This is a genomic window from Phytopseudomonas flavescens (assembly GCF_900100535.1).
In the GTDB taxonomy this organism is placed as follows: domain Bacteria; phylum Pseudomonadota; class Gammaproteobacteria; order Pseudomonadales; family Pseudomonadaceae; genus Aquipseudomonas; species Aquipseudomonas flavescens.
Map to the genome: position 1 here is coordinate 1 of NZ_FNDG01000017.1, position 17,746 is coordinate 17,746.

General features: G+C 62.1%; 20 protein-coding genes. 16 read left to right on the top strand and 4 right to left on the bottom strand.

Annotated elements, in window-relative coordinates; genetic code table 11:
- Window positions 1–347, top strand: a 347-nt coding sequence (locus BLR94_RS19370) for an integrase core domain-containing protein (RefSeq protein WP_139207481.1), incomplete at its 5' end; no start/stop codon positions are given.
- On the opposite strand, the gene BLR94_RS19375 is transcribed toward BLR94_RS19370, so the two are convergent.
- On the bottom strand, window positions 344–1,231 hold the full coding sequence (locus tag BLR94_RS19375) for a LysR substrate-binding domain-containing protein (RefSeq protein WP_084307781.1): 888 nt from the start codon (window positions 1,229–1,231) through the stop codon (window positions 344–346). The two genes, BLR94_RS19370 and BLR94_RS19375, sit on opposite strands and share 4 nt — an antisense overlap.
- Window positions 1,232–1,364: 133 nt before the next feature.
- Here BLR94_RS19375 and BLR94_RS19380 point away from each other — a divergent pair, with 133 nt between their 5' ends.
- Entirely contained in the window at window positions 1,365–2,477 is a 1,113-nt protein-coding gene (locus BLR94_RS19380) for an S-(hydroxymethyl)glutathione dehydrogenase/class III alcohol dehydrogenase (protein WP_084307780.1), read from the top strand.
- 59 nt (window positions 2,478–2,536) lie between these two features.
- Window positions 2,537–3,382 carry an S-formylglutathione hydrolase gene (gene fghA, locus BLR94_RS19385; RefSeq protein ID WP_084307779.1) on the top strand — a complete coding sequence of 282 codons (846 nt, stop codon included), beginning with the start codon at window positions 2,537–2,539 and terminating at the stop codon, window positions 3,380–3,382.
- Between the two features lie 56 nt (window positions 3,383–3,438).
- Here the strand turns inward: fghA and BLR94_RS19390 are convergent, their stop codons facing one another.
- Window positions 3,439–3,984, bottom strand: coding sequence for a Dps family protein (locus BLR94_RS19390; RefSeq protein ID WP_052493837.1), 546 nt, complete (start codon window positions 3,982–3,984; stop codon window positions 3,439–3,441).
- A gap of 343 nt (window positions 3,985–4,327) precedes the next feature.
- Between BLR94_RS19390 and ispF the strand changes: the two genes are divergently transcribed.
- The 7 genes from ispF (at window position 4,328) to rpoS (ending at window position 10,241) form a co-directional block, all read left to right on the top strand.
- A complete protein-coding gene (gene ispF, locus BLR94_RS19395) occupies window positions 4,328–4,801 on the top strand; it encodes a 2-C-methyl-D-erythritol 2,4-cyclodiphosphate synthase (RefSeq protein WP_084307778.1) in 474 nt (157 codons plus the stop codon).
- Window positions 4,798–5,856, top strand: coding sequence for a tRNA pseudouridine(13) synthase TruD (gene truD / locus BLR94_RS19400; RefSeq protein ID WP_084307777.1), 1,059 nt, complete (start codon window positions 4,798–4,800; stop codon window positions 5,854–5,856). The genes ispF and truD overlap by 4 nt, the downstream gene beginning before the upstream one ends.
- The gene (gene surE / locus BLR94_RS19405; protein WP_084307776.1) at window positions 5,844–6,596 is read left to right on the top strand and encodes a 5'/3'-nucleotidase SurE; all 753 of its coding nucleotides are present in this window, start codon (window positions 5,844–5,846) and stop codon (window positions 6,594–6,596) included. Before truD ends, surE begins: the two co-directional genes overlap by 13 nt.
- The gene (locus BLR94_RS19410) at window positions 6,593–7,261 is read left to right on the top strand and encodes a protein-L-isoaspartate(D-aspartate) O-methyltransferase (RefSeq protein WP_084307775.1); all 669 of its coding nucleotides are present in this window, start codon (window positions 6,593–6,595) and stop codon (window positions 7,259–7,261) included. Before surE ends, BLR94_RS19410 begins: the two co-directional genes overlap by 4 nt.
- Window positions 7,262–7,282: 21 nt before the next feature.
- The gene (locus BLR94_RS19415; protein WP_084307774.1) at window positions 7,283–8,212 is read left to right on the top strand and encodes a polyprenyl-phosphate transporter; all 930 of its coding nucleotides are present in this window, start codon (window positions 7,283–7,285) and stop codon (window positions 8,210–8,212) included.
- Window positions 8,213–8,303: 91 nt separating this feature from the next.
- On the top strand, window positions 8,304–9,122 hold the full coding sequence (locus BLR94_RS19420; protein ID WP_084307791.1) for a peptidoglycan DD-metalloendopeptidase family protein: 819 nt from the start codon (window positions 8,304–8,306) through the stop codon (window positions 9,120–9,122).
- Window positions 9,123–9,230: 108 nt separating this feature from the next.
- The gene (gene rpoS, locus BLR94_RS19425) at window positions 9,231–10,241 is read left to right on the top strand and encodes an RNA polymerase sigma factor RpoS (RefSeq protein ID WP_084307773.1); all 1,011 of its coding nucleotides are present in this window, start codon (window positions 9,231–9,233) and stop codon (window positions 10,239–10,241) included.
- A 161-nt stretch (window positions 10,242–10,402) separates the two neighbouring features.
- Here rpoS and mqo read toward each other — a convergent pair whose 3' ends face one another.
- The gene (gene mqo / locus BLR94_RS19430) at window positions 10,403–11,905 is read right to left on the bottom strand and encodes a malate dehydrogenase (quinone) (RefSeq protein ID WP_084307772.1); all 1,503 of its coding nucleotides are present in this window, start codon (window positions 11,903–11,905) and stop codon (window positions 10,403–10,405) included.
- A gap of 829 nt (window positions 11,906–12,734) precedes the next feature.
- Here mqo and BLR94_RS19445 point away from each other — a divergent pair.
- Window positions 12,735–13,319, top strand: a complete 585-nt coding sequence (locus BLR94_RS19445) for a YajG family lipoprotein (protein WP_084307769.1) — start codon at window positions 12,735–12,737, stop codon at window positions 13,317–13,319.
- A gap of 73 nt (window positions 13,320–13,392) precedes the next feature.
- Here BLR94_RS19445 and BLR94_RS19450 read toward each other — a convergent pair whose 3' ends face one another.
- Window positions 13,393–14,556: a 1-acyl-sn-glycerol-3-phosphate acyltransferase gene (locus BLR94_RS19450; protein WP_420895751.1), complete on the bottom strand. Its 1,164-nt coding sequence runs from the start codon at window positions 14,554–14,556 to the stop codon at window positions 13,393–13,395.
- 152 nt (window positions 14,557–14,708) lie between these two features.
- On the opposite strand from BLR94_RS19450, the gene BLR94_RS19455 reads away from it, so the two are divergent.
- The 5 genes from BLR94_RS19455 to BLR94_RS19475 all read left to right on the top strand — a co-directional run bounded on the left by BLR94_RS19455 (window position 14,709) and on the right by BLR94_RS19475 (window position 17,745).
- The gene (locus tag BLR94_RS19455; RefSeq protein ID WP_084307767.1) at window positions 14,709–14,891 is read left to right on the top strand and encodes a CPXCG motif-containing cysteine-rich protein; all 183 of its coding nucleotides are present in this window, start codon (window positions 14,709–14,711) and stop codon (window positions 14,889–14,891) included.
- Window positions 14,891–15,151: a putative signal transducing protein gene (locus BLR94_RS19460; protein ID WP_084307766.1), complete on the top strand. Its 261-nt coding sequence runs from the start codon at window positions 14,891–14,893 to the stop codon at window positions 15,149–15,151. The genes BLR94_RS19455 and BLR94_RS19460 overlap by 1 nt, the downstream gene beginning before the upstream one ends.
- A 33-nt stretch (window positions 15,152–15,184) precedes the next feature.
- Window positions 15,185–15,802, top strand: coding sequence for an SOS response-associated peptidase (locus BLR94_RS19465; RefSeq protein WP_084307765.1), 618 nt, complete (start codon window positions 15,185–15,187; stop codon window positions 15,800–15,802).
- A 68-nt stretch (window positions 15,803–15,870) separates the two neighbouring features.
- On the top strand, window positions 15,871–16,686 hold the full coding sequence (locus BLR94_RS19470) for a M48 family metallopeptidase (RefSeq protein ID WP_084307764.1): 816 nt from the start codon (window positions 15,871–15,873) through the stop codon (window positions 16,684–16,686).
- A 60-nt stretch (window positions 16,687–16,746) separates the two neighbouring features.
- Window positions 16,747–17,745 (top strand): NAD-dependent epimerase/dehydratase family protein, encoded by a 999-nt coding sequence (locus BLR94_RS19475; protein WP_084307763.1) that lies wholly within the window; start codon window positions 16,747–16,749, stop codon window positions 17,743–17,745.
- Window position 17,746 lies beyond the last annotated feature (1 nt).

Sequence of the window (17,746 nt, forward strand, 5' to 3'; positions counted from 1 at the left end):
GCTACTACCGCGGCCTGGGCATACGGATTACTCGCATCATGACCGACAATGGCGTCTGCTACCGATCCAAGCGCTTCCGGCGTTTGGTGCGCAGGCTTGGCTTGCGTCATCTGTGGACCAAACCCTACACACCGCGCACCAACGGCAAGGCCGAGCGATTCATCCAGACCAGCTTGCGCGAGTGGGCGTATGCCTGCAGCTATGACACTTCAGAGCAACGGGCCGCCCACCTGCTACCTTGGCTTCATCATTACAACTGGCACCGACCTCACGCCAGCCTAGGCTACCTACCACCCATCAGTCGCGCGCCACTTCCACTGAACAACGTACTGGGTTTACACAGCTAGGCGTATTCGATGCGTTGGCTCAAACCGTCGCGCAGCGCATCGATCAGTTGCCTGACCTTGGGCGACAGATGCCGTTGTTGCGGGTAGAGCGCCCATACTGCGGTATTCGGTGGCTGGTGATTGTCGAGCAGGGACACCAGGGCGCCACTGCGCAGGTGTTCTAGCACGTAATAGTCGGGTAACTGGCACAGGCCCAGTCCACCGAGCGCCGCATCCAGCACGGCCTGGCCGCTGTTGCAGCGCCAGTTGCCTTGAACCCGCTGCGAGGCTTCGCAGCCGTCGAGCTGGAATGTCCAGACATCGCTGCTGCCAACCAGGCAATTGTGTCGAGCCAGCTCCGAGAGGCTGTGCGGCCGGCCGTAGCGCTGCAGGTAGTCAGGCGATGCGCACAGGTACATGCGCCTCGGCGCCAGGCGCGTCGCGAGCATTCGCGAGTCTTGCAGGCGACCCAGGCGAATGGCGATGTCGAAGCCGTCCTGGAGTAGATCCAGGGTGCGATTGCTCAATTCGATATCCACGGAAAGCCGCGGGTGGCGGGCGGCGAATGCGCTGACCAAGGGCACGATGAATCGCTCGCCGTAAGCCACCGCACAGGTCATGCGCAGCAGCCCCTTGGGCTCGCCGCCTAGATCGCCAATCGCATTGAGCGCTTCCTCCCGTGCATCCTGCAGGCGCTGGCAATGCTGCAGAAAGGTCTGACCCGCCTCGGTCAGCGCCACCTTGCGCGTGGTGCGATAGAACAGCCGGGTATGCAGACGTTCTTCCAGGCGGGCGATTTGTCGGCTTACCTGGGATGAGGACAGACCCAGGCGTTCAGCTGCAGCCGTGAACTGGCCACATTCCGCGACGGCGACGAATTCGTCCAGGCCTTCCCAACGATTCATGTTCTTCCCTTTTGCCTGGCCAGCGATTGATTATCCCTGTATAGCAATAATGTTTTGCATTCTGCCTGATTATCTCTCGCTGTGGGTCTACTACACTCCCTCCCCATCGCTTTCCCATCAGGAGATTCTGGATATGATCAAGTCGCGCGCCGCCGTAGCCTTTGCGCCCAACGAGCCGCTGAAAATCGTCGAAGTGGATGTAGAGCCCCCCAAGGCTGGGGAAGTGCTGGTACGTATCGTCGCGACCGGCGTTTGCCACACCGACGCCTACACCCTGTCCGGCGCTGACTCCGAGGGCGTGTTCCCCTCGATCCTAGGCCACGAAGGTGGCGGCATCGTCGAAGCCATCGGCGACGGCGTGACATCAGTGGCCGTAGGTGACCACGTGATCCCGCTGTACACCGCGGAATGCCGCAAGTGCAAATTCTGCCTGTCGGGCAAGACCAACCTGTGCAGCTCGGTGCGTGCTACGCAGGGCAAGGGCCTGATGCCCGATGGTACGTCGCGCTTCAGCTACAACGGCGAGCCGATCTACCACTACATGGGCTGCTCGACGTTCTCCGAATACACCGTCCTGCCGGAAGTCTCCCTGGCTGTCATTCCGAAGGACGCGCCGTTGGAAAAGGTCTGCCTGCTCGGCTGTGGCGTGACCACCGGTATCGGCGCCGTGCTCAATACCGCCAAGGTGGAGGAGGGGGCCACCGTGGCCATCTTCGGCCTGGGGGGCATCGGCCTGGCAGCGATCATCGGTGCGAAGATGGCCAAGGCCTCGCGCATCATCGCCGTCGATATCAATCCGGCCAAGTTCGACGTGGCCCGCGAGCTGGGCGCCACCGACTTCGTCAACCCCAAGGACTACGACAAGCCGATCCAGGACGTGATCATCGAGTTGACCGATGGCGGCGTGGACTACAGCTTCGAGTGCGTCGGCAACGTGCAACTGATGCGCGCCGCACTGGAGTGCGCGCACAAGGGCTGGGGTGAAAGCGTGATCATCGGCGTGGCCGGGGCCGGTCAGGAAATCAGCACCCGTCCGTTCCAACTGGTAACCGGTCGCGTCTGGCGTGGTTCGGCTTTCGGTGGCGTCAAGGGCCGCACCGAGCTGCCGAGCTATGTGGAGAAGTCGCAGAGCGGCGAAATTCCGCTGGATACCTTCATCACCCACACCATGGGCCTGGAGCAGATCAACGACGCCTTCGATCTGATGCACGAAGGCAAGAGCATCCGCACCGTCATCCACTATTGATCAGTGGGGCGGATAACGCCGTCGCCCGACGGCTTGTCCGCCGCCCGTGAGGACTCGTCATGACTTTGGAAATCGTTTCCAGCAACAAGAGTTTTGGCGGCTGGCACAAGCGCTACCGTCATCGCTCCACGTCGCTCAACTGCGACATGGTGTTCGCCGTCTACCTGCCGCCGCAAGCCGAGAAGGGCGCCAGGCTGCCGGTGCTGTACTGGCTCAGCGGGCTGACCTGCAGCGACGAGAACTTCATGCAGAAGGCCGGCGCCCAGCGCATGGCTGCCGAGCTAGGCCTGATCATCGTCGCGCCCGATACCAGCCCGCGCGGCGAGGGTGTGCCGGACGACGCCAATGGCGCCTACGATTTCGGTCTGGGTGCCGGCTTCTACGTCAACGCGACGCAGGAGCCCTGGGCGCGCCATTACCGCATGTACGATTACGTGGTGCAGGAACTGCCAGCGTTGATCGAGGCCAACTTTCCGGTATCGGACAAGCGCGGCATCTCCGGACACTCCATGGGCGGCCACGGCGCGTTGATCTGCGCGCTCAAGAATCCGGGGCGTTATGCATCGGTCTCGGCCTTTTCGCCGATCGCCAATCCGGTCAACTGCCCGTGGGGGGAGAAGGCGTTTTCCAACTATCTGGGTGAAGACCGTTCGCGCTGGCGCGAGTGGGATGCCAGCGTGCTGATCGCTGATGCGACGGAGAAGTTGCCGATTCTGGTGGATCAGGGAGATCGTGACGATTTTCTCGATGGCCAGCTCAAGCCCCAGGCGCTGGAGGCGGCGGCCAAGGCGGCCAACCATCCGCTGACCCTGCGTCTGCAGCCGGGGTATGACCACAGCTACTACTTCATCGCCAGTTTCATCGACGACCACTTGCGCCATCATGCCGAGGCGTTGGCCCGCTGAATGAAAAAGGGCGCTGCCGGTTCAACCGGCAGCGCCCTTCTTTTGGCTGCTACAGATCACTCACCCAGGCTGGATCTCAGCATCCAGGCATTCTGCTCGTGCACACCGATGCGTGCTACCAGCATGTCGTGGCTGAACAGGTCACCGGCTTCTTCCGCCAGTTCAGCGAATTCGCTCATGCGCCGAGCCACTGCTTCGTTGTCCTTCACCAGCTCGCCGATCATCTGCGGTGTAGGTTTGTGTGGCGCTTCATTGTCGATGACGGTGAGCGCGCGGAAGGTTTCTCCACCGGTCGGCGCCAGTTTGCCCAGGGCGCGAATGCGCTCGGCAAGCTCGTCAGCGGCCTGATGAATTTCGTTGTACTGCGCGTCGGTCAGCTTGTGCAGGCCATAGAAATTCGAGCCTTGCACGTTCCAGTGCACGCCCAGGGTCTTGACGTACAGGGTGTAGCTGTCCGCGACCGCCTTGGTCAGTGCTTCAGCGACCTTCTCGCGGGCAGCGCCATCGACGCTGGTATTGATGGCCAGGCCATCGCCTTTGAGTTTCTGTGCGCTGGCTTTTGCCTTGGGTTTTGCTGCTGTCGGCTTGCGTGCTACGGCCATGATGGTCTCCATGGTTGCTAGAAATGTTTTGCTACCTCTTGTCGACTACCGGCAGGCCGAGAACATTCCAACATTTTCGCCGTGGAGGTTTTGGCGAAGGCGGCCAAAGGCATGGCAGTGGAGAATTTTGCCGTTTTTCACCTCGACGGTGTATGGGTATTCAGCCGTCGATGGCGCTGCCTCAGGCCTGTCGCCACATGGCTGAATTCTTGCTCGACAGGTGGGCCGTGAAAATGCGCAGCCGGTAATGGGCTTCATTCCATTGGTTGATTCGGTCGCCGGGCAAGTCCGCCTCCGGTTGTTCTTTCGGGTAGAATCGGCCTTTTTGCGAGGGCGTCGGTTCATGCGCATTGGCCACGGTTACGATGTACACCGCTTCGGCGACGGAGATTTCATCACCCTGGGCGGTGTTCGTATTCCCCACACGTTCGGCCTGGTCGCCCACTCCGATGGCGACGTGGTCCTGCATGCCTTGGCCGATGCCTTGCTGGGCGCCGTGGCGCTTGGCGATATCGGCAAGCATTTCCCGGATACCGATCCCGAATTCAAGGGCGCCGACAGCCGTGTGTTGCTTCGGCATGTGCTGGGACTGGTTCGCGGCAAGGGCTGGAAAGTCGGCAACGTCGACGCCACCATCGAGGCCCAGGCGCCGAAGATGGCGCCGCATATCGAAGCCATGCGCCGTCTGATCGCCGAGGATCTGCAGGTCGAGCTGGATCAGGTCAACGTCAAGGCCACCACCACGGAGAAGCTGGGTTTCGTGGGGCGTGAGGAAGGTATCGCCGTGCATGCGGTCGCCTTGCTGGTCAGCGCATGACCGAACTGGAACTGCTTGGCCCCCGCGCCCATGGCGAGCCCTGTGGGCAGGCGGTGCTCAAGGCCACGGCCGAGGATTTCCAGGTCGATGAGGTGCTGGACATCGAACTGTCCGGTGCCGGCGAGCACCTGTGGCTGTGGGTCGAGAAGCGCGGGCTGAACACCGAGGAAGCGGCGGTTCGCCTGGCCCGAGCGGCCGGCGTGCCGGTGCGGATGGTCAGCTATGCCGGCCTCAAGGACCGCCAGGCGCTGACGCGCCAGTGGTTCAGCCTGCACCTGCCGGGCAGGAACGATCCGGACCTGGCCAACGCCCAGGACGAAACCCTGCGAGTCCTCAGGCAGGAGCGCCATTCGCGCAAGTTGCAGCGCGGTGCCCATGCGGCCAACGGTTTCACCCTGCGCCTGACCCGACTGCAGGCCGATCACGCCAGCCTGGACGAGCGTTTGCAGTGTATCGCCGCCCAGGGTATCCCCAATTACTACGGTGCCCAGCGCTTCGGTTTCGAAGGCGGCAACGTCGCGCATGCCCGGCATTTCGCCGAGCGCAGGGAGCTGCCGGAAAAGCGCAATGTGCGTTCACGGGTGCTGTCGGCCGCGCGCAGCTTCCTGTTCAACCGGGTACTGGCCGAGCGAGTCTCTGCCGGCAACTGGAACGAGGCGCAGCCCGGCGACCTGCTGGCGTTCACCGACAGCCGCAGTTTTTTCGCTGCCGGTGAAGCCGAATGCCTGGATCCGCGTTTGGCCCTGCTGGACCTGCACCCGACCGGGCCGTTATGGGGCGAGGGCCCGTCGCCAGCGGATGGCGCCACCGGAGATCTCGAGCAGGGTATCGGCGATGCCGAAGCGCAACTGGCTCAATGGCTTGCAGAAGCGGGCATGGCGCACGAACGGCGTATCCTGCGCCTCCCCATTAGTGGTTTGACGTGGCATTATCCCGAGCCTGACATTCTGCAACTGGAATTCGTTCTGCCGGCTGGATGTTTCGCGACTGTTCTGGTGCGCGAAATCGTCGACCTTTTGCCGGCAGGGCAGACGGACAACCCATGCGTATTCTGATTTCAAACGATGACGGCGTGGCCGCACCGGGCCTCGCCGCGTTGCACGCTGCGCTGGCCGATTACGCCGACTGCACGGTGATTGCCCCCGATGGCGATCGGAGTGGCGCGAGCAGTTCGCTGACCCTTGATCGTCCGCTGCATCCGTGCACGCTGGCCAATGGTTACATCAGCCTCAACGGTACGCCGACCGACTGCGTGCACCTGGGCCTCAACGGTCTGTTGCCCGAGGTTGCCGATCTGGTGGTGGCGGGTATCAACCTGGGGGCCAATCTGGGCGACGACGTGCTGTATTCCGGCACCGTGGCCGCCGCCCTCGAAGGCCGTTTCCTGGCCCGCCCGGCATTCGCCTTTTCGCTGCTTTCGCGTTCTGCCGAAAACATGCCGACCGCCGCTTATTTCGCTCGCAGGCTGGTCGAGGCCCATGAACAGCTCGATCTGCCGCCGCGCACCGTGCTCAATGTCAACGTGCCCAATCTGCCACTCGAGCATATCCGTGGCGTGCAACTGACCCGACTCGGCCATCGTGCGCGGGCCGCAGCGCCGGTGAAGGTGGTCAATCCGCGTGGCAAGGAGGGCTACTGGATCGCGGCTGCCGGTGATGTGGAGGACGGCGCTCAGGGCACCGACTTCCACGCGGTGATGCAGGGCTACGTCTCGGTAACGCCGCTGCAGCTCGACCGCACTTATCAGGAGGGTCTGAACCGCCTGAAACCCTGGCTGGAGGGGCTGATGACATGACTCGGGAGCATGACCGCCACGGGATTGGCATGACCTCTCAGCGCACCCGCGAGCGCTTGATCCAGCGTCTCTACGACGAGGGCCTGTCCAACGCTCAGGTACTCGAGGTGATTCGCCGCACGCCGCGCCACCTGTTCGTCGACGAAGCCCTGGCGCACCGTGCCTACGAGGACACGGCCCTGCCGATCGGCCATAACCAGACCATCTCGCAGCCCTACATGGTCGCCCGCATGAGTGAGTTGCTGCTCGCTGCCGGGCCACTGGACAAGGTGCTGGAGATCGGCACGGGGTCTGGTTATCAGACGGCGATTCTGGCTCAGCTGGTCGAGCGGGTGTTCACGGTCGAACGTATTCAGGGGTTGCAGGAACGGGCGAAGGAACGCTTGGTCAAACTCAGCCTGCGCAACGTGGTGTTCCGCTGGGGCGATGGCTGGGAGGGTTGGCCTGCGCTGGCACCCTACAATGGCATCATCGTCACGGCAGCGGCATCCGAAGTGCCTCAGGCGTTGCTGGATCAGCTGGCTCCAGGTGGGCGTCTGGTCATTCCTGTCGGTTCAGGTGACGTTCAGCAATTGTTGCTGATCATTCGAGAGGAGCAGGGGTTCTCTCGGCACGTCCTCGACACAGTACGCTTCGTGCCCCTGCTCAACGGCCCCCTGGCTTGATTCGATCATACGGAAGGATGCATGAAGAAAACCCTGTTGCTATATACCAAAGGGATAGCCATGGGCGCTGTCGACGTGGTGCCCGGATTTTCCGGTGGCACCGTCGCCCTCATAACCGGTATATACGACAAGTTGCTCGCCTCGCTCGCCAGTATGCCCGAAGCCTTGCTGCTGTTCGCCCGCGGTCGTATCAAGGAGGCCTGGCAGGCATGTAATGCCAGCTTTCTGCTGGTCGTCATGCTGGGCATGCTCAGCAGTATCTTCACCCTGGCCCGTGCGATCAGCTACTTGATGAACGAGCACCCGGTGCCGCTCTGGGCGTTTTTCTTCGGCCTGGTTCTGGTGTCCGTCTATCTGGTGGGGCGCGAGGTCAGTGCCTGGCGCACCAACCGGCTGGTGGGATTCGCCACAGGGTTGGCATTTGCGTTGTGGATCACCCTGGCTGTGCCCATGCAGCTTTCCGCGGATCCGCTGATGCTGTTTGTCTCCGGGGCCATCGCCATCAGTGCGATGATCCTGCCCGGCATCTCTGGCAGCTTCATCCTGGTACTGCTGGGCCTTTACCCGGTCGTGCTGGGGGCGGTGAAGAATTTCGATCTGACGGTTCTGGCAGTGTTCTGTGCCGGCTGTGTGCTGGGCCTGCTGACCTTCTCCAAGCTGCTGAGCTGGCTGCTGGCGCATGTGCGTGACCTGACCATGGCCTTCCTGGCCGGTCTGATGCTCGGTTCGCTGGTCAAGGTATGGCCCTGGAAACACACGCTCAGCTGGCAAACCAACCGTCATGGTGAATCGTTTCCTCTTGAACAGGTCAATCTATTGCCATGGCAATTCACCGAGGTCAGTGGTGAAGAGACGCAGTTGCTGCTGGCCATTGCCTTGAGCAGCTGTGCCATCGTTCTGGTTCTGGGTGTGGAATGGCTGGCGCGCCGCCGTCAGTTGGAAGTGTTCTGAGGTGCCGGCGTCGGTTACCGGCCCCTCAAGGGCGTCTGCAAGGGAGATACGGGTGAGTTTCACAGCCAATCAAGGGCACTACCGCTCGGGCATGCTACGCCATCTGCTGGTTCTGACGGTGCTGAGTACCGTGCTGGCCGGATGCGCCAGTTCGCACTCCGGCAATGTACAGGTCGTGGATCGCAACAATGCCGCAGCGCAGCGTCAACCGGTCACGTCTGGGCAGTACCGCGTGCAACGAGGCGACACACTCTATTCCATCGCCTTCCGCTATGGCTGGGACTGGAAGGCGCTGGCTGCGAAAAACGCGATCGCGGCTCCGTACATGATCCGTGTCGGACAGATCATTCGTTTCGGCCCGGGTGGCTCGAGTGGGCCGGTGGCCACTTCCGCACCGTCCGTCAGGTCCCCGATAGTGACTACACCAAGCCGGCCGGCCACACCCGTCCAGGGCGCTCCGGCAAGGACGCCCACCCAGCCCTCGGTGCCCGTCGTGGTGGCGCCCGCCACCACTCCCGTACAGCCTGTTCAGCGCTCTGCAACGGGGTGGGCGTGGCCTGCCAGTGGTGTGATTATCGGTCGATTCTCATCAAACGGCAGTTTGAATAAAGGCGTTGATATCGCCGGGGAATTGGGACAGCCTGTCCTTGCTGCGTCTGGTGGATCCGTTGTCTACGCCGGGAGTGGGTTACGGGGCTACGGCGAATTGGTGATCATCAAGCACAGCGATACCTACGTGAGTGCCTACGGTCATAATCGGAGACTGTTGGTACGAGAGGGGCAGCAGGTCAAAGTCGGGCAACAGATTGCCGAGATGGGTTCCACGGGAACTGACCGGGTGAAACTTCACTTCGAGATTCGCCGCCAGGGTAAGCCTGTAGATCCAATGCAATACCTGCCACGTCGTTGATCTGTCGCTCGTTCGCCCCTTCATGTGGGATGGACGGGCTCGGATGTCGCCAAGGAGAATGGCGCGTCGGAGCTTGCTGGTCGAACTCAGCAAGGGACGGAAAACAAAATGGCACTCAAGAATCAAGAAGCGCCGGAGTTTGACATCGAGGATGAGGTGCTCCTGATGGAGCCCGACATCGATCTCGACGATGGGAGGGGCGAGCAAGCTGGAATCAAGCCCACTGTGCGTTCCAAGGCCAAGCCATCCGCTGGCAGCAAGCAGCACAAGTACATCGACTACACACGGGCGCTCGACGCCACTCAGCTCTACCTCAACGAAATCGGCTTTTCCCCTCTGCTTACTCCGCAGGAAGAGGTGTTCTTCGCGCGCCTGGCGCAAAAGGGCGACCCCGCCGGCCGTAAGCGCATGATCGAGAGCAATCTGCGGCTGGTGGTCAAGATCGCCAGGCGCTACGTCAACCGTGGGCTCTCGCTGCTGGATCTGATCGAAGAAGGCAACCTCGGCCTGATCCGCGCCGTGGAGAAATTCGACCCCGAGCGTGGCTTCCGTTTTTCCACCTACGCGACCTGGTGGATCCGGCAGACCATCGAGCGGGCGATCATGAACCAGACCCGTACCATTCGCCTGCCCATCCATGTGGTCAAGGAGCTCAACGTCTACCTGCGTGCAGCGCGCGAGTTGACCCAGAAGCTCGATCACGAGCCCTCGCCTGAGGAAATCGCCAACCTGCTGGAAAAACCGGTGGGTGAAGTCAAGCGTATGCTCGGCCTGAACGAACGCGTATCGTCGGTGGATGTATCGCTCGGCCCGGACTCCGACAAGACGCTACTCGACACCCTCACCGATGACCGGCCCACCGATCCCTGCGAGTTGCTGCAGGACGACGATCTTTCCCAGAGTATCGACCAGTGGCTGTCGGAGTTGACCGACAAGCAACGGGAGGTTGTGGTTCGTCGCTTCGGTCTGCGTGGCCATGAAAGTTGCACCCTCGAGGAGGTGGGCCAGGAGATTGCCCTGACCCGCGAGCGGGTGCGGCAGATCCAGGTGGAAGCGCTCAAGCGTCTGCGTGAGATACTCGAGAAGAACGGCCTTTCAGCCGACTCCCTGTTTCAATAATTCCCGGCCTGCCAAGCCTCGTGCCAGTCAGCCTTGCTGACTGGCATTTTTATTGGCAGCGTGGTCGACGGGGCTATGGTGTATCGAGGCTTTGCGCGGTGATCATCTTGCGTGCAAAGACGGCGCCTTAACGGGCGCCATCTTGTCTTCACGCTGCACGGTCAGGCCGGCAGTGTGCCGTTCAACTGCAGCAGAGCATCCGAATGCGACTGCACGGCCCGGTACTGCTCGGCATCGCTGCTCAGCACCGAAGATGGTGCAGGGAATATCTCCTGCAATTTGCTGCTCCACTCGGCCGAAGCCGCCTGCTCGGGGAAACAGCGTCGGATCAGGTCGAGCATGATCGAGACCGTTACCGAGGCGCCCGGTGAGGCGCCCAGCAGGGCGGCGATGGAGCCATCCTTGGCGGCCACCAGTTCGGTGCCGAACTGCAGGATGCCGCCTTTCTTGGCGTCTTTCTTGATGATCTGCACGCGTTGCCCGGCGATCTCCAGGCGCCAGTCACTGGCTTTGGCTTCTGGGTAGAAGGTGCGTAGTGTATCGAGTCGCTGATCCTGGGATTGCATGACTTCCTTGACCAGATAGCGGGTCAGGTCGAAGTTGTCGCGTGCCACCGCCAGCATCGGGCCGATGTTGTTGAGGCGCACCGACAGGGGCAGGTCGAGGAACGAGCCCTTCTTCAGGAACTTGGTGGTGAAGCCGGCGTATGGCCCGAACAGCAGGGATTTCTTGCCGTCTACGACCCGCGTGTCCAGATGCGGTACCGACATGGGGGGCGAACCCACCTCGGCCTGGCTGTACACCTTGGCCTGGTGGCGATTGACCACCTCCGGATTGTCGCAGCGCAGCCATTGGCCGCTGACCGGGAAACCACCGAAGCCCTTGCCTTCCGGAATGCCCGATATCTGCAGCAGCGGCAGGGCACCGCCACCGGCACCGAGGAACACGAAGCGTGCCTGAATGCTGCGGTGGTTGCCGTTTTTCGTGTCCTTGGTGCTCACCCGCCAGCCGTGCTCGTTGCGGGTCAGGTCCGTGACTCGCTGGTTGCAGGTCACGCGGGCATTGCTCTGCTGCACCAGATAATCCAGCAGGCTCTTGGTCAGTGCACCGAAATTGACGTCGGTACCATTGGCCACGCGAGTCGCTGCGATCGGCTCGCTGGCATCGCGACCAGGCATCATCAGTGGCATCCACTGGGCCATGGTGTCGCGGTCTTCGCTGTACACCATGTCCGCGAAGGCATGGTGCGCACGCAGGGCTTCGAAACGCTTCTTCAGGTAATCGATACCTTTCTGGCCGCGAACGAAGCTGAGGTGTGGGACCGGATTGATAAAGGTCTTCGGCGAGCCGAACGTGCCTTTGTTGACCAGGTAGGCCCAGAACTGTTTGGACTCTTCGAACTGGGCGTTGATGCTCACCGCTTTCTTGATGTCGATGGAGCCGTCTTCGGACTCAGGGGTGTAGTTCAGCTCGCACAGGCCCGCATGGCCGGTGCCTGCGTTGTTCCAGGGATTGGAGCTTTCCACCGCGCCGCTGTCCATGGCTTCCACGACTTCCAGGGTGATGCCCGGATCGAGTTCCTTGAGCAGTACGGCCAATGTCGCGCTCATGATGCCGGCTCCGACCAGCACTACATCTACAGCTTCGTAATCGTTCTGCGCCATTACCACATCTCCAAAAAATCAGCTTCCAATCGATGGCCTTTGGCCTGGGCGTAAGTGCGCCTGTCAGCGGTTGCAGAGCTGTCCTGGGGATCCGGATGACGGAAGGGGGTCGCCTTGTCCTGCCGTAAGATGATTCATATGTTCGCCACACTCTCGTGAAGTTATTGAAACCGTTTTTTCACGTCCTTTTGGAACGCGAACCTCAAAAGTTCATGTGCCTGTTGGGCCTTTCTCGCCAGCAGATGTTCCGCGAAAACGCGGCAATCGCAGCATATAGAGCGAGAAGGGCTGTCGATATCGAGCAGCACGAAGTGGGCGACTCTCTGTGGCGTTGCCGATGGCGTGAACTGCATCAGCGGTACGGCGAGGCCGATCAGGAGGCGTCCTTATAATCGGGGCGCGATTATAAGGCGAAAGCGAGGGCGTTGATCAGATGCGTGTGACTTTTATTGCACACGCCGTGCCGTGCGCGAACGCGTACAGGCACGTTCAGCCGGCGCTGAAGGCGCTCTTGGGGAGTGGGCGGCCTAGCCATGCAAGGCGTTTTTCGTTGACCTCATGCCAGCTTGAAGGCCCCGGCTCCTGGGCGCTCTGGCGAAATGCCCGGCATATTCCCTGCTCATCCAAACAAGCGAAAATACGCGGGCGTGGTGAAGGTGACAGCTTTTCCAGTAATGCGCGCATCAAACAAACTTCCATCATGCAAAGCGACCAAAGTCTTATACCGCCGGCATGTGACCGGCACATGACGCGGAACCGCGTTCACCCATCGCGGGTCGATTCGTTATACTTCGCGACGCCTTATGCGCCCCTCCATGGAGAACCGAGTATGAATCGCCTGTTGTTTGGTCTGCTTGCCGCTCTGAGTCTGGCTCTTGTCGGTTGTGCCCACAGCCCGCAGCAAATCAGTCCGCAACCCAAACTCACCGGCCCGCTGACCGCTGTCGGTCAAGGCCAGCCGGTGGTCGTGCGCGTGGTCGACGGCCGGCCATCCCCGGTGCTGGGTACCCGTGGCGGCCTGTATCCGGAAACCAGCGCCATCAGCGTCGCTGGCCAGGATGTGCTACCCAAACTGCAAGCCCAGGCCGAAGCCGCAGTCCGTCTGCTGGGCTTCACGCCGTCAGCCAACGCCTACAATGCGCCCCAGCTGACGCTGACCCTGGCCGAGCTGAAATATCAGTCCCCCAAGGAAGGCCTCTACGTCACCGAGGCGGACATGACTGCTTCCTTCCGTGCCGACGTGCAGAACAGCAAGCGCCGTTACAGCGGTCGCTACGGTGCTTCCCTGAACCAGCGCTTCGGCATGGCGCCCAATCAGGAAACCAACACCAAGTTGGTCAGTGATGTGTTGAGCGACGCGCTGACCCGAGCGTTCAAGGACCCCACCCTGTCGCAGGTCCTCAGCGGTCAGTAAATCGGTCACGCAGTACGGAAAAGCCCCGACATGTCGGGGCTTTTTCATTTTTGAGCGATGCGCGTCTGCGCGATCAGAGCGGCAGGCCGGCCTTGATGCGATACTGGTTGCGCACCGGCATAGCGTACTGCTGTACCAAGTAGGGGCGGTGCTCGCTCGGGCATTTGCCCAGGCGCTGCTGCCATTGCTCCCTGGCGGCGGCTAGTTCGGCGGCGTCGAACAGCGTCTCGGCCGCAGGAACATCGAGCTGTGCATCGCGCTCGCTCCACATCGCATAGGCCAGGTAGTGCACGGGGAACAGCCGATAGCCGGTGAGGATCTGCGCATCGGTGATGGCGGCCAACTGCTTGGCATCTTCGAAGCCGCTGGTTAGCGGGTCGCCGAAATGCACGTGTACGCGCCCTTTGTAGCCGGTAATGCCCAAGGCGATGCTCTTGTCGTCTTCACCCGGCTGTTTGGTGTAGCTGCCGGTCGTCGCACGGGTATAGAGCTCACGGGCCTTGGCGAGGTCGCAGGGATCATATTCATAGCTGATCGACACCGGAGTCAGCTTGAGGCTGCCGATGACCTCGGCGAACGGCTCGTCCTTGCGGCTCATGTGAAACATCTTGAGGATCGCCGAATCGGTACGGTCGTCTCCGTCCTTGGCGCGACCTTCGGCCTGGGCGATCCAGATCGACTCGCCGTCGTGGCGAATCGAGTGGCTGATATAGGCCGACAGCAATTGGTAGGCTGCCAGCTTCTCGCGGCGGCCGCTGATCGAGCGGTGTACGATGAAGCTCTTGTTCAGGCGCATCAGGTCGCTGACGAAAGGCTTCTGCAGCAGGTTGTCGCCGATGGCGATACGTGGCGTCTGCAGCCCGGCGTGATACACCGCGTAATTGACGAAGGCCGGATCCATGACGATGTCGCGGTGGTTGGCCAGGAACAGGTAGGCGCTGCCTGACTTGAGGGTTTCCACGCCGGAGTAGGTCACGCCGTCGGTGGCTTTCTCGACGGTGCGGTCGACGTAGGGCTCGATGGTGTCCTGCAGGGCTCTCACCGAATCGATGGCGCGCAACCGCGAACGCAGCCGATGAGCTATAAGAGGTTTGAGCAACCAGCCGAATGGTCCCGCAAGACGCGGGAAACGAAACTGGGTAAGGATGTCGAGGAACGCATCGTCGGCCAACAGGCGCGCCAGAACCGCTGGAATTTCCGCGTCGGCGTAAGGTCGGATGCTATCGAATTCGCCCATCATGATCTCTTGTGATTGTCGCTGCGATTGAGAGGTTGAGCGCCCCGTCGAGTAGAGCCGCCGCCGTTCGGGCCCGTGAGCACGACGACAGCAGACCCGAGAGGCAGCAATAGACCGCCCATTATACCCTGCAAGTCACAGGGAGGCGCCCCATGCTGGAAACCCAGGATTATCAATGCCCTTATTGCGGCGAGCCGGTCGAGGCCGTGCTGGATCTGTCGGCCGGCGATCAGCAGTACATCGAGGACTGTCCAGTGTGCTGCCGGCCAATCGTGTTTTCGCTCAATACCGACGGGGTGGATTGGCAACTGGATGTGCGCGGGGAGAACGACTGATGAAGCGAGTCTACGAACCCCAGGACCTCATGGAGGGCGAGTTATTGAAAGGCATGCTCGCCAGCGAGGGTATTCAGGCACACCTGGTCGGTGGCCATCTGGTCGGCGCGGTGGGCGAGCTGCCGGCCTGCGGCCTGCTGGGTATGCTGGTCGAGGATGATGATTGCGAGCGCGCCCGCCAGTTGATCGCCGAGTACAATGGTGCGCAACCGCTGCCCGGTGACGAGCCGGATAATTTCCAGGGTGTGTTGCTGTGTTGATGCAGCTGCGCATCCATCCTGATCGGATCACCCATGAGTGGACGCTTCGCCCTGTTTCGCTGGACACCTGCTTTTGCGGCGCTGGCCGGTTTTCCCGCTGATCAACAGCCTCACTGGAATCTGTCGCCCGGCGCTCAGGTGCTCCTGCAGCGCGCCGATGGTGAGCAGCGTTCGCTGGTGCGGGCGCGCTGGGGGCTGACGCCGCCGTGGCTCACCGATCTGTCGAAGACGCCGTCCCATGCACGTGCCGAGACGCTGGTCGACCAACCCATGTTTCGCGACGGCTTTCGTCTGCGCCGCGGCTTGATCCCGGCGAACGGCTTCTACGAGTGGCGCGGTGCCGCGCGCAAGCGCCCCTACTGGTTGAGCGGCCAGGATTCTCTGCTTTATTTCGCGGCCATCTGGGAAGCCTATCCGGTCGAGGGGCATGTCTACCTCAGCACTGCCATGGTCACCCAGGCCGCTGCCACGCTGCGTCGCCCGCTGATTCTCGATACACAGGATCAGCAGCGCTGGCTGGCTGTGGATACACCGTTGGAGGAACTGAAGCCGCTGCTCGTCGGCGCGTCACCGGCCCTGAGGGAACGGGTGTTGAGTAACCTGGTCAACGATCCGACGCTCGACGGGCCGGAGTGTCTGACGCCCGCCTGAACGCGCGGCTTGCGCTGCAACACGAGCAGCCCCTAGCATACGTCGCTCAGTTCCCAGGGAGACCCAGCATGAAACCGTCGTTGTCTTTCACCACGCTGGCAGCGGCCCTGCTGTTGGCAGGATGCCAGGCCGTCAATACCACCAGTGGCGGTGCGGTGGGCGTCGAGCGCAAGCAGTACATGTTCAGTGCGCTGTCGACCGATGAAGTCAACCAGATGTATGCCCAGTCCTACCAGGCGACGCTCAAGGAAGCCTCCACCAAGGGCGTGCTGGACAAGAACAGTGCCGATGCCAAGCGTCTGCAGCGTATCGCCGACCGCTTGATCAAGCAGGCGCCGCTGTTCAGGCCCGATGCCGCGCAGTGGCAATGGGAAGTCAATCTGATCGACAGCCCGGAGCTGAACGCCAATTGCGGCCCGGGTGGCAAGATCATTTTCTATACCGGCATCATCGACAAGCTGAAACTCACCGATGACGAGATCGCGGCGGTGATGGGCCATGAAATCGCCCATGCCCTGCGCGAGCATGGCCGCGAAGCGATGTCCAAGGCCTATGGCGTGAACCTGGCCAAGCAGGGGGCTGCCGCGCTGCTGGGAGTGACATCGGACAAGATGGCCCTGGCCGATGCCGCCGTGAATTACGGCATGACCCTGCCCAACAGCCGCAGCAACGAGAACGAAGCTGACCTGATCGGCCTGGAGCTCTCGGCGCGGGGCGGTTTCAATCCCAACGCGGCGATTTCTCTGTGGGAGAAAATGGCCAAGGCCAGCGAAGGCGCGCCGCCCGAGTTCATGAGCACTCACCCGGCATCGTCGAGTCGCATCGCCTCGCTACGGGCCGCCATTCCAAAAGTGATGCCGCTGTATGAGCAGGCGAAGAAGTGATTCCCGCGCTCCCCCTCGAGTTCGCCCGCTAGCGATCTCCCGGGCGCCCGGGAGCCTTGCGTGAGAATCGCCGTCGTCGGTGCATCGGGCCTGCTCGGTCATCATGCGGCGCGCGCGATCAAGGCCGCCGGGCATCAGGTGGTGCTGGTTCATCGGTTGTCCTCGCGCATCGAGCGCCTGGCTTACCTCGGCGCTGAATGCCGGGCGGCCGAGCTGCTCGACCGGCGCGCGCTGACCAAGGCGCTGCACGACGTCGACGGCGTGATCTTCTGCGCCGGCCATTACCCGCAGCGGCCCCGTCACTGGCAGGACGAGGTCGCCAGTGCGCTCGATCAGACCCGGCGTTTCTATGAGGCCTGCCAGGCGGTCGAATTAACCCGCATCGTCTACGTGGGCTCGGCGATCGCCCTGCCCAGGCACCCGTTGGGGCAGCCCGGGCATGAAGGGTTGTTCTACGACGAAATGCCGCGCTCGCGCAATGCCTACCTTCTGTCGAAATGGGCCTTGGACCAGCAGGCCCGTGAGCAGGCGCGTGCCGGGCTGCCGGTGGTGATCGCGATCCCTGGCCTGTGCCTTGGCGAACTGGATGCCGGGCCAAGCAGCGGCCGGCTGATCACTGCCATCGACAGCGGTGAAATGCGCGGTTACGTCCCGGGTGAACGCAACCTGATAGACGCCAGTGAGGCGGGCAGGGGGTTGCTGCTGGCCCTCGAGCATGGCCGTGTGGGGGAGCGTTACCTGATCAGTGGCGAGAACATTCAGATGGCGGATCTGATCGGTCGTATCGCCGAGCGTCTGGGCGTCACCGCACCGCCAGAGTTGTCGCTGAACAGGGCCAACGGCCTGGCGGCCTGGGGACGGTTGCGCCATCGCCTCACCGGCGCCTGGCCATGGCTGGACGAGACGGCCATCGCGCTGATGTCCGGCAGCCAGTTCCTCGATGGTCGCAAGGCCCGCGAAGAGTTGGGTTTCGTCGCCCGCCAGTCGGTGGACGATACCTTGCAGCGCAGCATTCAGTGGTTCGCCGACAATGGCTATCTGCGTCCTCGTCCGGCCTAAC